The 15031-nt window shown below is 39.1% G+C and carries 14 protein-coding genes; 5 read left to right on the top strand and 9 right to left on the bottom strand.

The window, feature by feature from the left end:
* Positions 1-190 precede the first annotated feature (190 nt).
* Both MSBRW_RS07725 and MSBRW_RS07715 read left to right on the top strand, forming a co-directional pair.
* Positions 191-754 (top strand): hypothetical protein, encoded by a 564-nt coding sequence (locus MSBRW_RS07725; RefSeq protein ID WP_155398152.1) that lies wholly within the window; start codon positions 191-193, stop codon positions 752-754.
* A gap of 861 nt (positions 755-1615) precedes the next feature.
* Complete coding sequence (locus tag MSBRW_RS07715) at positions 1616-1894, top strand: acylphosphatase (RefSeq protein ID WP_011308203.1); 279 nt, start codon at positions 1616-1618, stop codon at positions 1892-1894.
* A 119-nt stretch (positions 1895-2013) separates the two neighbouring features.
* Here the strand turns inward: MSBRW_RS07715 and MSBRW_RS07710 are convergent, their stop codons facing one another.
* Positions 2014-3483, bottom strand: a complete 1470-nt coding sequence (locus MSBRW_RS07710) for a sulfatase-like hydrolase/transferase (protein ID WP_230670016.1) — start codon at positions 3481-3483, stop codon at positions 2014-2016.
* A gap of 1168 nt (positions 3484-4651) precedes the next feature.
* Positions 4652-5080 (bottom strand): PKD domain-containing protein, encoded by a 429-nt coding sequence (locus MSBRW_RS07705; protein ID WP_011308205.1) that lies wholly within the window; start codon positions 5078-5080, stop codon positions 4652-4654.
* Between the two features lie 861 nt (positions 5081-5941).
* Between MSBRW_RS07705 and MSBRW_RS07700 the strand changes: the two genes are divergently transcribed.
* The gene (locus MSBRW_RS07700; protein ID WP_011308206.1) at positions 5942-6571 is read left to right on the top strand and encodes a DJ-1/PfpI family protein; all 630 of its coding nucleotides are present in this window, start codon (positions 5942-5944) and stop codon (positions 6569-6571) included.
* 15 nt (positions 6572-6586) lie between these two features.
* The gene (locus tag MSBRW_RS07695) at positions 6587-7036 is read left to right on the top strand and encodes a GNAT family N-acetyltransferase (RefSeq protein ID WP_011308207.1); all 450 of its coding nucleotides are present in this window, start codon (positions 6587-6589) and stop codon (positions 7034-7036) included.
* 409 nt (positions 7037-7445) lie between these two features.
* On the opposite strand, the gene MSBRW_RS07685 is transcribed toward MSBRW_RS07695, so the two are convergent.
* The 3 genes from MSBRW_RS07685 to MSBRW_RS07675 form a co-directional block, all read right to left on the bottom strand.
* Positions 7446-8267 carry a nitroreductase family protein gene (locus MSBRW_RS07685; protein ID WP_011308208.1) on the bottom strand — a complete coding sequence of 274 codons (822 nt, stop codon included), beginning with the start codon at positions 8265-8267 and terminating at the stop codon, positions 7446-7448.
* 146 nt (positions 8268-8413) lie between these two features.
* Positions 8414-9133: an alpha/beta hydrolase gene (locus MSBRW_RS07680; protein ID WP_011308209.1), complete on the bottom strand. Its 720-nt coding sequence runs from the start codon at positions 9131-9133 to the stop codon at positions 8414-8416.
* Positions 9134-9582: 449 nt separating this feature from the next.
* Positions 9583-10506, bottom strand: coding sequence for an SAM-dependent methyltransferase (locus MSBRW_RS07675; RefSeq protein WP_011308210.1), 924 nt, complete (start codon positions 10504-10506; stop codon positions 9583-9585).
* Between the two features lie 436 nt (positions 10507-10942).
* Here MSBRW_RS07675 and MSBRW_RS07670 point away from each other — a divergent pair, with 436 nt between their 5' ends.
* On the top strand, positions 10943-12007 hold the full coding sequence (locus MSBRW_RS07670) for an IS5-like element ISMba15 family transposase (protein WP_011308211.1): 1065 nt from the start codon (positions 10943-10945) through the stop codon (positions 12005-12007).
* A gap of 22 nt (positions 12008-12029) precedes the next feature.
* Here the strand turns inward: MSBRW_RS07670 and MSBRW_RS07665 are convergent, their stop codons facing one another.
* The 4 genes from MSBRW_RS07665 to MSBRW_RS07655 all read right to left on the bottom strand — a co-directional run bounded on the left by MSBRW_RS07665 (position 12030) and on the right by MSBRW_RS07655 (position 14957).
* Entirely contained in the window at positions 12030-12920 is an 891-nt protein-coding gene (locus tag MSBRW_RS07665) for a phosphoribosylaminoimidazolesuccinocarboxamide synthase (protein WP_011308212.1), read from the bottom strand.
* Positions 12921-13099: 179 nt separating this feature from the next.
* On the bottom strand, positions 13100-13393 hold the full coding sequence (locus MSBRW_RS24050) for a hypothetical protein (RefSeq protein WP_011308213.1): 294 nt from the start codon (positions 13391-13393) through the stop codon (positions 13100-13102).
* Positions 13393-14022: a class I SAM-dependent methyltransferase gene (locus tag MSBRW_RS07660; protein ID WP_011308214.1), complete on the bottom strand. Its 630-nt coding sequence runs from the start codon at positions 14020-14022 to the stop codon at positions 13393-13395. The genes MSBRW_RS24050 and MSBRW_RS07660 overlap by 1 nt, the downstream gene beginning before the upstream one ends.
* A 14-nt stretch (positions 14023-14036) precedes the next feature.
* Positions 14037-14957, bottom strand: a complete 921-nt coding sequence (locus tag MSBRW_RS07655; protein ID WP_011308215.1) for a class I SAM-dependent methyltransferase — start codon at positions 14955-14957, stop codon at positions 14037-14039.
* Positions 14958-15031: the final 74 nt, after the last annotated feature.

Below are 15031 nucleotides of genomic sequence, written 5' to 3'. Positions count from 1 at the left end.
TGAAATCCAAAGCAGAATACGACATTTTTGATATTTAGATATTAGCGAGAAAAAGAAATAAATTTATCAGACATCTGCGGAAGGTCAGATAAAAACGAAATTTAAAAATAATTTTACATATGTAGTTTATGTATCTGCGAGCAAGGTACACGAAAACTAGGATTGAATCTCGTAGTCAACGAGCTAAGCAATGGGAACATATATGAACTACAATAATATGACAAAAGACGATTTTGATAGAATTTTTTATGCACTTATTAAAGAAGAAAATCTTGAATCAATAGTCAATATTCCAGGAGTTTATGAAATAGTATCTAAATACTTCGGTAGTGATATACTTCTTAACGAAGAAATTACTCAATCAATAGTTAAAATTCCAGGAGTTTATGAAATAGTATCCAAACATTTCAACAATGATATACTTGAAATGTGGGAGTATGAGCAATATATAAAGGTCAAAGAGATTGTAGAAAGAATTGATTTGTGGAATCCAGAATTCCAACGAACCTCAGTGTTATTAAAATTACTAAATGAATTAACTGAAGTGCTTTACGGTACTCTGGATCTAAAACTGGATAAATATGTCAACCTTCGTGCACTTCCGGTTAGAGAGTTTTTTAAAGATGTCGTGGATAGATATTCAGAATACCCTATCTGGACATGTGATTTTGAAGGATCATGTCTTGTCGGCGCAGAGAAGTTTAAAATCGAACCTGTTGATTTAATTCTCCAGCGTTTTGAGGGTGATAAATAACATTTGATAAAGAACTTTTATCTAAAGAAGCGTAAAACCCCTGTTTCTTTATCTCAGGAAATATAAGCATCAACTTCTCCCCCTATTCTTTTCAGTATTCTTTAACTTCATAGACCATCGGATAATTTAATATTAAATTAAGGTATGCGAAAACCAAGCAGCCTTTTTCCAAGAATCTACCATCAGGCTCAGTAGGTCGTAGAAAAACCTTCGACTCTGGCTTGTAACTACGTAAAGCCGAAACGGGCGGAAGAGCGAGACTCAGTGGAAGGTTCAGCCGGAATTAAAGCCTTTGGAGATGCCGATGGTCATCTATGAATGAGGAATGCGCTAAGTCTTTAGCTTAGTGGCAGGTCACAGTAATCAGAAAGCCTATCATATAATGACTTTGTAAGTATGTTTCCCAATCGTAGCAATGATAATCTTGGAAACAAAATCAAACAAGAGCCTATCCGGAAAGTATTGTAACCCACTGTAACTTCTACATATGCAATCACAATCTAAACGGATGAAAGACACAGTTGTTAATTACCTTTACAAATGCTTTGCGTTTTTCACGTTACTTATTACCCTAAAATCAGATGCGAAGGGTGGGGTTTGAATCCACGAATACCTTTGTAAACGGATCTTAAGTCCGCCGTCTTTGACCGTGTTGAGCAACCTTTCATGTTGGCTTGTTTACTTTTAGATAATATTTAGTCCTATATGTTATACTCTGAACATGGCGATTCAGACGAAAAATCGAATGTACTTTTTCCCTTATATCTCGCCTCTTTTTATATCCCAAAACCCACTATCTCTCAACTTTCCCCATCAGAAATAACCATAACTATAAATCAGGGTTGCTCAAAATAGCCAGTTGTGACCTCTGGAGAAACTGTACGGGCGGAAATCCTTGTATCCGGAAGGGTACAGGGCGTGGGTTTTCGAAGATTTGCGAGAAATGCTGCCGAGCGTCTGGGCATAGAGTCTAATCCCAGAAATTTAAGGGACGGAAGGGTCTTTATCATTGCTGAAGGCAGACCTGAAGCTGTGGAACTTTATATAAATGAACTCAGGAAAGGCCCCATGTTTGCCCATGTGCAAGATGTCGATGTCACTTTTAAGAAAGCCCTTGGAAATGTTTATCAAGCCTTTTGAAAAAAGGCTTGAGCGAAAAGGTAGGAAAAAGGCGTGGTAAATGTCTATTCAGCTTTTTTCAATCTTTTTGAAAAAAGGCTTGAGCGAAAAAGTAGGAAACAAGCGTGGTAAACGTCTATTCAGCTTTTCTTCAGGACCTTTGCAATAATTACAAATCCTATAAGATTGACCAATCCTATCACAAGATATCCAATCAGGTGCGTTAAACTCGAATTAGATTTTCCAGATTCCTTTTTCAAGAAACTAGCAGTAGAGTTTTTTCCTGAATCTGATTCGGGATTATCTTCACTATTTTCTTCGATTTTCTGTCCTTTTTCAGTGAATTCCAGTACCGAGTCGGTTTCAAGAGTGAGCTCTTTTACCTGCTCTTCAAGGCTGTTTCCGGAATCAAGAGCAACACTGACAGTATAGGTACTTTCCGGCTCAAGCCCCAAGAAGAGGAACTCGTCATCATGTTGCAGGGAAGCTACAATACTTCCATCTTTTACGTTTCCTTCCTTCAAGTTTCCTTTCTTCTCATCCTCATTCTTCCTGAGTTCTACAGAGCCCTTTTCCGGGAGTTCTACTCTAAGATTTACATGGTCCGTCAGAAGAATCTGTTTTCCTTCTGCAAACCGTGGCCGGTCTGGAACATCAAGAACTCCAAGCAGCGTTGGAGCAAAGTCTTCTTGGCCGTGCTTTCCCCTGAGAATTCCACTTTCAATGTCCTGGGCATGCACTATAAGGGGAACGAGTTGTGCTTCATCTGTATCCGTAAATTTTTCTGACTGGTGCCCACCCTTGGAATCATCTTTGGAAAAACACATTCCATGGTCTGATGTCAGTACAAAGGCAAGGTCATTTTTCTTGCAGAGCTCATAAAGTGGGGAAATATCGGCATCAAGACATTCGATACAGTCTATATACCCATAATTATCCCGGTGGTGCCCGCTTGAATCTACAGCGCCTACATTGATAGTGAGCAGGTATTTTTGTTCCGGCCTGCTTCTGGCCATATACTCAACAATATTGCGTGCAGTCTCTACTCCCCATCGATTATACCCACTATACTTTTCCCGAGTCTCTTTTGATGTGACATATTCAGGCGCTTTATCAGCAGCTTCTTCCATAACCTGTAAAAGTCCTTCAGGTACCTCCGGACTTTTAGAGGAAGGTTCGGATTGCTCAAGGGCAATTTTTATTTTATTTATAGAGTTATTTTCATCCCTGAGAATGGCATCCTGCTCGGCACGGATTGACCAGGAATCCCCTCTTTCCATAACCGCAATACATAGATAGCCTTCTCTGTGTAGAATATCAAAAATAGTGGCATCTTTGAAACTTACAAGTTCACTGTCTGCACCCGGATTTCCCGTGACAAGAACCGAATGCCCTCCTTCGGTAAAGGTCTGAGGTGCTCGGAATTCCAGAATCCTTGCGCTCTCTTTACTTATTTCCGGTAGATTCTCAAGTTCGGCTTTTTCAAGGGGCGTGCCGTCGAGTGCATGCGGCGTAAGCTCTGGATAGATAAAAGGCGCACTCAGACCATCTACGATCAGCACGACTGCACCCTGCGGTGTGTTAACAGGATTTACCTCCACTTCGGTCATTCCGGAGGCAGGGGGTGGAAATATGAAAAAAGCAATAAGCATTACAAGAAAAAACAGAACTGAGAAAGATCTGGGTTTTCGAACGGTCTGAAACATTATAAATTATTTTATTTTAAGCTATAAAGAATTTGCCTTTTAAGGATAAACTTTCTACCCTGTATCCTGTATTACTTTCTTTTATTACATCGAGAGCGCAGAAGGTCACGAATACCCTGATTTCAGGTAGAGATGAAGTGAACTCTCACATTTTTTTTGTTTTGTTTAAACATCTTACCATTACTTCTTTGCAAAGTGAAGTTTATTAGCATCAGAGTTAAAAAAGTTGACAATCCAACTATGAATAAGAAAAAATGAATAGATTGATTTACTCGAGTTATGATGAAATTTCATGATTTTTTCTAAATCAAAGAAAAACTATAAAAAATTAATAAGTATACTGATGAGTGCAAAGAGCGGGTCAAAGATTTGGACTCCGAACAAATTAAGGCAGTAAAAAAAGATTCAATGTTTTAGTTGCGAAAGGCGTGATTTTTCAGTTCAACTGCGTAAGTCCTATTCATATTATTCGCCTGAAAACGAGTGGGTTTGTATACTAATATTTTTTAATATTTTATAATAAAAACTTAAAAAAATATTTATATATACTATATTAATAAAATGATATATGTCGTGAAACATATTTTGGGAAGCATTTCAGGTCATATGCAGTCTTCGGGTAGTATACTTCCAAAAGGATTGGAGTGCAAAGTTTGGGACTAAAAATTAGAAATTTGAGGGGGACTGAAAACTAGGAATTTTTCTGAGAATATTTGTTTGGGGCAATCATTACAGAGACGATATGAATACCTGGTTTCTTTCGACAAAGAGAGTAAATGCAAAAATAATAAGAACTAGATAATAAAATATATTTAGTATTAGCGGATTGCGATTTTAAGCAAGAACATGGCAAAAAATTTTATTACTGAGCTTATCCCAAAACCAATTTTATTTTTCAAATCAATAAATTTTTAAAGTTGTTTTTTATGAGTTGTTTTTTATGATCTGAAATTTTATTGATAATTCAGAATACAGGATTCAAATAATTAATTTTGAGTTTTGGCATCAGCTCAATATAAAAACACTGCTTATAAACGCTGGAAAAGGTAAGTAAATGTTACCTTTTCCAAATTTATCGGATAACAATACTTTTATGAACCCACAGTTTTCCATTATAACCCTTACACTTGATAGTCAGACAACTAATATAAAAACCAGTCTTTGAATACTTGTGAACCGGATATTTTAGTGATGAAGTAATTTTTGTTCCTTGTTTATGGGTTCCATCTCCAAAGTCCCATCTGATATATGTCTCTTTACCTTTTGATAAATCCTTAAATCGTACTATTCTTGGATCAGTACGTGAAGCGGCTACCGCCGTATAATCAATACGATTATTCCCACCAGTTAGACGTTGCGTTGCTGGAGGAGTTCCTGCACCTAGAGGAGTCTTGGTTACAATACATTTTGCACAGACTCCTTGAGACAATAAAGCCAGCACCATTAATACGGTAAAAACAGATACTGTTATTTTCAGTATAGACTTTCTATTATTTTTCATATAATCCTCCTGTTTTTTTTTAGTTTTATTCGGAAGTACACGTAGTAAAAAATTACAGGAGAAATTATCTTATAAACATACTTATTTTCAAAAAATTAAATAAAAAACGTAATGGAAGTTTAAAGCTTGATAAAACTTTATCTTATTATCTAAAAGATTATAACACTATAAATTCATTCAACACTATTTTCAATTCTTACAAACTAAAAAAAAAAGAGTATAACACTATGAATCCATTCCACACTATTTTCAATTCTTATAAACTAGAAAATAAGGACCATGAGAAGGTCATATAATACTGTATCTTAAGACAGCTCTTTATTTCCAGTAAGAGCCGACGAAGTCTCCACAATTTACTAGAAATCAGCTATTTCAGGTTATAGTTTGACTCATTACATATTACTGATAGCCATGCTTCTCAACATACCCCCAAGTAGCCTCATCAGTCCCCCTAACCTGTTCTGTATACACATTTTCCAGTATACTCAAACGGGGTTTTAAAAGAGGATTGATAAACCCAAGGGAATTTTAATGTATCCTGAAATAATTTCGCAGATTCAAATTGTATAAAAATTTAAACAAATAATGCAACAGCAAGTAAGGTATAAGCTAAACATTAGTAATTCTAACTCTTTATAGTAGGAGAACGATCATGTAAAACGAAAAAAATTCGAAGTTGAAGTGAAATTATGGGTTACCTGGGCACGTGATATAATTACAATAATAAATTATAAAAATAAAGTAATTTTGGGATAAAATATACACTAATAAAATATTTACAAAATATTAAATAAGAAATAAATATTTACAAACCATCCGATAAGAGAAAAATATTTACAAAACATCTCCAACCTTTCTAACATGAATTTCGGATTTTTAATTTACCCAGGGCTGGAAGAACTGGACCTTGTCGGCCCCTGGGAAATAATATCACTCTGGAGCAAATTTGCTCAGGGACCTAATAAATGCTTCATGGTTGCCGAAAATCCCGCTCCCGTGATCTGTAGTAAAGGAATGTCCATAAATCCTCACGTCACCTTTGCAGATTGCCCTCCACTGGATTTTCTCCTTGTTCCGGGTGGGGAAGGTACACAGAGAGAGGTTGATAACCCGCCCCTAATTCAATTCGTTGCCGAGCAAGCTGAAAATTGCAAAGCTGTGCTGTCGGTTTGTACTGGCGCATTCATACTTCACCGTGCCGGCCTGCTCTCAAACAGGCGAGCTACTACTCACTGGGCTTCACTCCAGAAACTGCGAGACCTGGGTGATGTGGAGGTAGTAGAGGATCGAATTGTTAGAGACAGAAATATCTGGACCTCAGCAGGCATTTCTGCTGGTATTGATCTGGCATTTGCATTTATTGAATATATGACAGATGAAAAAACAGCAGGGAAAATTCAGCTCGGTGCCGAGTACTACCCGTCAGGTAGATCTTATGGCATGATGCATAAAATTTCGCAGGCTCCTGAGTATTTAAGGAAAAATGACTAAGGAAAAGGACTGATTATGAGTGAAATTATTCGCTATGTTCAAAAACATGAATTAAGAGAACTACTGGATCTCTACAAATACCTGAACAAAGATGATCCAGATCTTGTAGAGGATGCTGAACTCAAAAAGCTATGGCAAGAAATATTGGAAGACCCGAGTCAGCACTACCTTGTGGTCGAAGTAAATGGAAAACTGGTATCCACCTGCGTAATGGTTGTTATCAAGAACCTGACAAGGAGCGCAAGTCCTTATGCCATTATCGAGAGTGTCGTGACGCATCCAGATTATAGAAAAAGGGGAATTGGAACAAGACTTTTAAAAAGGGCACAGGAGATAGCCAGAGAAAAAGGCTGTTATAAAATTATGCTTCTTACAGGAAGAAAAGAAGCTATACCGTTTTACGAAAAGGCTGGATTTGAGTGTAAATCTAAGACAGGATTTATTATCAGGTTTGATGGACGCTGATAAAGCTGGTGATAAAGACTCGTGAACTATTCTTGATGCTTTCAATGATCAGTTTTAAAACTGGTAGTAGTTTAAAAACTAATAGTAGTCAATCGGCAGCATTTGCCATCTCTGGGATAATTTTCCATATGTGTAATTGTATTAAAATGAGGATGAAAGAGGCTCTTTTGATTCTGGTACTTCTAGACTCAGGTACTTCTGAACTCAGGTATTTCTGAACTCAGGTATTTCTGAACTCAGGTACTTCTGGACTCAGGTCCATGTCTGTATATGGGAAGAATTAGTCGATCCAGGCTTTGGTCTGGGCCATGATCCCAGTAAAATAGTATTGTTGCCGTTCTTTTAAGGGCTTCCCAGGAGAACGGCAATTTTATCATAGTATTTATCGCTCCCTCAAAATCTTTCAACTTTACTTCCACATAACCTCAAGAGGCTTCCTGCGGGGGATTCCATAAACCTTGTATTCCGGATTGCCAAACATCATTGCGTAAGCAGACTTTCGTCCTGCGGGCAAGTCGAGTTCTTTCTTAAGAGGTTCATAGGACATGGCAGCAGCTGCAACGAATCCCGCCCAGCATGTCCCGATCCCGAACGCCGGTGCAGCGATATCGAAATGGGTGAGGGCGATGATAGCATCAGTAGAAGCAATATGGTTGTCCTCTGGAATGTGGGCGAAAAGCAGGTGTGGAGCGCCCCTACAGATGACATCAATTCCCTGCTCCCATGCAGAAATAAGCATCGGCACAAACCCGCTCATAGGGTGGTCGGTGTTCAGCAGGTTTTTCATCCATTCGATAGTTAGCCCGGCAATCTTCTTTACTTCTTCGGGATCATGGATTATCAGCCACTGCACCGGCTGACCGTTACCTCCAGATGCTGCATAACGGGCAATATCGAGGACTTCAAGGATTTTCTCCTTTGGCACGGGTTCCTTGGTAAAATGCCGGATAGACCTGCGTTTTTTGAGATAGAAGGCTATATCCTCCGGAGAGATATTGCCAGCACCGGCAGGCAGGGGAACTTTTTCATCAGGTAGGAAATTTAGGGTAAGTGCCTGAGACGGGCAAAATACCTCGCAGTGCCCGCAATAGAGACAGTGAGAAATGTTTTCTTCCTGCACCTGAGGAAGATTTGACTTATCATCCAGAATAATAATACCTGAGGAGCACATCTTTACACAAAGGCCGCATCCTGTGCAGCGATCCTGATCAACGATAAGGTGAGACATCATATCAAATCCTCTGGACAGATATATTGATCATCAGCATTTATTACTTTTCGTTATTTCTCGATCTGTGAAACCTGAATTATTCGATTACTGCGTGAGTAAAAAAATAAATACTGCATACTTTTCTGTTTGTAGTACCCCATCAAGTTTTACAGCAAATTTTCATCTGCCCATCTATCAAAAACCGTCAATTGTTCTTCCGTATGGAAGTAATGTTCTCCATGCTCCAGGACTTTAACTGTTGATTGATACCTCTCTGCAAATGCTGAAATCTCGTCCGATTCAGAGAGATTATCGTCAGAACCATACAAAATGGCAGTAGGTACTTTCCATTCAAAACAAATTGGGTTTTCTTTCACGTAGCAATAATAGCTCCATTCCAGTGTCTGTCCAATCGGCAATCGGATTTCATGCTCTGCTTTTAGTCTTTCTTCACTTACCTGGAAACCTTCCATCATATTGTGTATGATGCGTTCCATATTGACGACGGGCGAGAGAAACAAACTTTGCTTTATGTTAAGGTCATGATAGGCAAGCAGACTGAAATAAGCTCCCATGCTGCACGCAAACAAATAAATGTCAGGTGCAAGTGACTTTGCATATTCATAAACAGCGGCCAGATCACTTACGCAATTCTCGGGAATACAGGCATATTCCTCATCTAAACGCTCACCGTGCATAGGCAGGTCAAAGCTTAATGCCTGGTAACCTTTTTCAACAGCCTTTTGTGCCATCATGGAAATTACGGTGTCCTCTTTATTAGAAAGGTTGCCATGAACTTCAATCAACAGTTTTTCACTCTGCCTTCCCCACAGGATGGCAGGAATACGAATTTTATTATTTGAGATATAAAAATGTCTTTTCTCCATTCTCTTACTTATCTATTAACAAAGAATAAGTTTTATTCGCATTCATTCGACTCAGTTCCAAAATTTAGTGCTAAAAGTCAGTGTAACATTACTTCATAAACATATAGTTTTATAATTATTTATTAATGTTGTGATGCATATAGTTCTGTCAACAACAGGATTTAATTAACAACAGGATATCGCTGTCTTTTTCTGAATTCTTTGCAATAAAGAATATAGTATGCCACAGGGAAAACAAATAATAGTTAATAGCCCAACAGTCTAACCTGAGGCTTTTCGCTTCTGCGAAAAAAGGCTGAGAATCCAGTTAGCCGATCAAACAATCGCTTGCCATCTTTTTATTATAGGCGACAACAAACCTTAAAGCTAGAGAATCGATCACATAAAGAGCTCAGAAATGAGCTTCATCAGTTTAATTGGTGATACTTTCTCTGCCTTTGAAGCTTAAGTCATTCAATCACCGCGTGGGCAAAGGATAAAAGGCTGCATACCTCTCTGTCTTTGTTTATTCCGTGGAAGTACATTTTCTTGTATTCTTCAGCAGTCACATTCTGGACCCTGGAAAAACCTCTCTCGGCGAGAAAAGCCTCGACCGTTCCCTCCTTGATACCGAATTTAAGAGGCTCACCTTGCTGTATCATAAATTTCCTGATGTTCTTTCCCAATTCTAGTTCGCATGTACCGTCAACTATGGATTCAGGGTAGTAATCAAACAGGATAGTACTGCCTTTTCCTGAATTCTTCACAATGAAGAATAAAGTATCATCAATAGATTCAGGTGGAAGATACATAACAAGTCCTTCCATAATGAAAAGAGTCTTCTTCGATTTGTCAAATCCGCTATTCAACAGTCTTTGCCCTAAAGTTTCAGTTTCGAAATCGATGGATACAAAGACAACATGATCCGGGAGGGAACCGAAGGCCTTTTTAAGCCTTTCCATTTTTGTGCTCTGGGTATCCAGATGGTCCACCTCGAATATCTTTAGCTTCCTCAGCCCTTCGATCCGGTAGGCGCGGGTATCATAACCTGCACCCAGGATAACCAGCTGCTCAAGTCCTTTTTTTTCTATCGATTCCTTAACGATATCATCGAAATATCTAACTCTAGCTATTAAGGAGTTGAACAGGCCGGGCAAAAATCTTTCATATCGATCTGTTTCAGCCTTTATCAGATCAGGATTTTTGTGAATGAATTCAAGCACATCCGGGCTAATGAAATGGACAGCATACGGGTCGTAACAGATTCTTTCGCTTTCTGGCCTGACTGATTCGCGCAGTCTTTGAAGTGCAACTCCCTCGGCCGACTTGCTACCGGATCTTTTTTTTGCCATAATTTTTATGATCCCGTCTTCTGCCTTCTCCACTGTTTCCATAATGTATTCTCCTTAAATGAAAATTCGATTGAATTAAAATACCCGACTATCTGGTGGATGAATAGAATTTTTTTAACTTTCCTTCAGTAATGGACTTATTTTGGAGTCTTTGCATGGCATCAGATTATTTTTCACTTCACGTAAAAGCCCTGGAATTAAAATTAACCTCTGACATAGTTGACCATTCTCCTGAAGTCCTATTTTTTAATAAAGGGTCCTGCAATTCGCGGGTAAAATCCTATTAATGCAAGGATTGAAACTTATATAGGGTCCTCTTAAACTCACTCTCAAACTAGAGGTTATTACTTATTTGTTCCATTTATTAAGGTTATTAGTAGTTCCCCTCAAAAAAGTACATTCAATTTTTCGTCTGAATTTCAATTAATGTCATAAAAAATCGTAAATTTTATTGAGAAGGATTTTCAATCCTTCTCTGGTGATTATTACGAAACCTCCACTTATACCACTAAATGAAGATTTCAAATGGCAATTGTTGTCCGAAATATTAAATGTTTTTGATTTGAGATTCTGTAAGCAAACTCTTACAAGGAGGGGCATTGTGCCCCTCCACAGATCAGTACCTACTATAAAAATTGTTCTTCTAAGCATGTTTTTTTCTTGTGAAATCTCTTATGCTATAAAGGAATTAAAAGAAAGAGAAATCTTGAGAAACTTTTTAAAAATCAGTTTAGTACCAACTGAAAAGGAAGTTTATGGCATTCTTAGTAAGTATGAACCCCAAGAGTTTACTGCTTTTGTTTTTGAAATATTGAATGATTTATGCCCTAAGAGAAAAAATGGATCAAGAGACATTATTATTGATAGTACTGACATAAACCTTAACCTGAACTGGCACGCTAAAAAGATTACCAAAGAAAGCCTAAAAAACAAAGAATACAAGTGGGGCCATTCAACCCATAGAGGTTTCTTCATTGGCATGAAACTTACTCTTGCACTTGATTCTCAAACATTAAAACCTTTAGCGTTTCTGATTAATGAAGCAAATGTAGCAGAACCTAAAATTTATCCTGAAATACTTAAAGAACTTAAAAGAAAGAGAATAATAAAAGCAGGTGACGTTATCTATGCTGATAGAGGGTACTATTCCTATGAAAACTACGTTATATCTGTAAGAAATTTTAAGGTAGTACCTTTAATTATTCCAAGGAAAAACTGTAATTTTAAGAAACTTTTCAATATGTTTAGATATCCTCTGAAAATATTTGATTTAAGAAGAAATACTGAAAAAGAAATTAAATTCTACAAAGAAATAATTGCAAAGTTTAAAGAGTTAATAAGCAAATGGAAAGAACTCAGATCTGTAAGGTCAATTATAGAAGATGTATTCAAAATAGCGAAGAAAGCATACTCTATGGAGAATTTACACAGATATACAAGGAGTTCTGTCCAAAAATACTGTTCTTTAGCTGTACTTTTAGTAGGGGCAACTGTAAATTACGGTATTAATGAAAGGAAGGAATTGCAAGCCTTCTCTGAATGAAGAAATTAAGAGGGGACTAAACTTATAATTCCTCAGTCATGCCTGCCAAAGTTGCATAATTTTCTGCTACCTGGTCCAGTGGGTTACCGTCCCTGAAACACTGTTTGTCAAGTTGTTTTTCGGGATTGCCTCCGGACCAGATGCGCCAGCTGTCGTTGTCGATGACATCGGCGATTACGATCCTATTATTATCAAGTCGCCTACCTACCTCGATCTTCAAATCCACAAGCTCCATTGGGCCATATGTGGTCATGATCTTGCGCCATGCATCTTCAAGGGCAAGGAACGTAGGCAGCATGATCGCTTGCACTATGTAATCAAGCTCTTCCTGGCTGCATGCAGGTTTCATTGACAAGATGGGCTTTGATTTGGAAAGCTCTTTTTTAGATGGATAGAGAAGCCACTGGTTCTTATCGACCTGAATGTAAGGATCCGTATATACTCCCTCCTGCCAGATTCCATTATGCAAAAATTGCTCCCTTGCTGCTTCCTCATCGATTTGATAAGGTTTATCGGTTACAGGAAAACCCACAACTGACAATTTATGAAAAATTTCCCAGACAGGCTCATCGAACCGGTAAGCTGTACCTTCTTGATTTCCATACTCCGGATGACGCTGCAAATATGAGCCCCATGCATAGCGGCGTACAACCAGTTCAAGAGGAAGCATTTCACACTGGTAGCACAGCAGCGTGTTGGGTGAGGTGCGTTCGATAAATGCAGTCGGCAGCCCCTTCCTGTTCAACAGAGAAAAGATATTGGCTGCCTGAGTTGTCTTGTGGATACCTATACCTGCGATTGTCTCACGCCTGGCAGCATCGCCTCCGGTGAGGACGTTCCGGGTCTCCAGAAAAACTGTGTTTTTCCTGGGGCCAGGCAGTATGACTTTAGTCTTACCCTGGGATATGATCATAAACTACGTGATTGCATGCACTTTATAAAAGGTTATTGGAAAGAAAAGAATTGATATGCCTTGATCGAGCGTCTTGATCTTAAGAGACAAAACATCTGATCGGATACCGGGAGGCCTGAATGGTCTATGGCGCAGACAGGGCATAAAGCGGCACAGTGGCCGCATGAAAAAAACTCAATTTATTCGATTACTGCGTGGGCAAAATAATAAAGACTGCATACCTCCCTGTCTTTATTAGCTCTATGGAAGTATAATTTTTTAAATTCTTCAGCAGTTACATTCTGAACTCCGGAAAATCCCCGTTCGACAAGAAAAGCCTCGACCATTCCCTCCCTAATACCGAACTGCAGCGGTTCTCCGAGCTCTGCCAGATGATTATGCAGATTCCTTCCTACCTCTAACTCACAGCTTCCATCGACTACGGATTCCGGGAAATAGTCAAAGAGAATAGCACTTTCCTTTCCCGAGTTCATCAATATGAAGGATAGGATTTTATCTCCACTAACCTAGGAGAGAGATAATACAGGAGCCCTTCCATGAGAAAGAGTGTCTTCTTAGATTTATTGTACCCTGCATCCTGCAGTTTCCGGCCTAAATCGTCTGCAGCCAGGTCCGCTGGGATGTACGAGACGTGGTCCGGAAGGGAGGTGAAGATCTTTCTCACCTTTTCTATTTTCGAACTCTGGGTCTCAGGATGATCCACTTCGAATACTTTTAGCTTTTTCATCCCTTCGATCCTGTAAGCACGGCTATCATACCCAGCACCCATGATGATTAGCTGCTCAAATCCTTCGTCTATCGACTTTTTTACGAAATCATCAAAATACCTGACCCTGGCCACTATGGAATTGACTGTCCCCGGCAGGAAGTGATCGTATCGTTCGACTTCAGCTTTTGACTTATCAGGATTACTGCGAATAAATTCCAGAATTTTCGGATTGATGAAATAGATGGCATACGGGTCATAAAAGATCCGTTCGCTTTCGGGCCTGACGGATTCGCGCAGTCGATGGAGTGCGATCCCCTCAGCCGTCTTGCTGCTGGGTCCTTTATTCATCACGATTTTTGAAATTTTATTTTCTGGTTTGTCCAGTGTTTCCATAAATATGTCCCCCTTTATTCGATCACTGCGTGAGCGAAGAATAAAAGATCGCATACTTCCCTATCTTTATTTATCCCATGGAAGTACATTTTCCTGTACTCCTCAGCAGTCACGTTCTGAACTCCGGAAAATCCCCGTTCGACAAGAAAAGCCTCGACCATTCCTTCCCTGATCCCAAACTGAAGGGGTTCTCCCTGTTGTTTCGTATAATTCCGGATGTTTTCCTCCACTTTCGATTCACATGTTCCGTCAACAATGGATTCAGGGTAGTAATCAAACAGGATAGTACTGCCCCTCCCAGAGTTTTTTGCGATAAAGGATAATGTTTCATCAACGGCTTCGGGAGAAATATACATAATGAGTCCTTCCAGAAGGAAAAGAGTTTTCAATGACCTGTCGTATCCCTGCGCAGCAAGCCTTTCGCCAAAGTTGTCGGTTTCGAAATCAACCGGCACATAGATAACGTGATCCGGCAGGGAACCGAAGATTTCTTTGATCTTTTCGATTTTTATACTCTGGGTATCTGGATGGTCCACTTCAAAAACCATGACTTTCTCTTTCAGCCCTTCAATCCTGTACGCTCTGGTATCATATCCCGCGCCAAGGATGACCAGTTGGCGAAGCTCTTCATCGACTGCTGCCCTGACAAAATCGTCAAAATATCTTACTCTGGCCCGAATAGAATTGCCGAGACCCGGGAAAAGACGCTCCATCTGCTCTACTGCTGCTTTTGCCTGCTCGGGATATTTTGCTGCGAATTCCAGGATCGCGGGGTTAACAAAATTAACGGCATAAGGATCATAAAATATCCGTTCTTCTTCGGACTTACTTGATTCATCGACTCGGTGGAGGGTAATTCCCTCGGCCATTTTACTGGGTCCTTTTCTCTTTGTGTTTGCTTCATTTGAAGTTGTGGAAATTTCTTGTTCTTGCACTGCATGCTCACCTCTTCTCACTTAAGTTTCAGAAAGATTTCAGGTTGTTCTTTTGATTCGGTTGTTTTTTGAGT

This window comes from Methanosarcina barkeri str. Wiesmoor (genome assembly GCF_000969985.1).
Classification (GTDB): Archaea; Halobacteriota; Methanosarcinia; order Methanosarcinales; family Methanosarcinaceae; genus Methanosarcina; species Methanosarcina barkeri_B.
The sequence above is the reverse complement of the archived record's forward strand: the minus strand, read 5'-3'. Positions and strand labels throughout refer to the sequence as shown.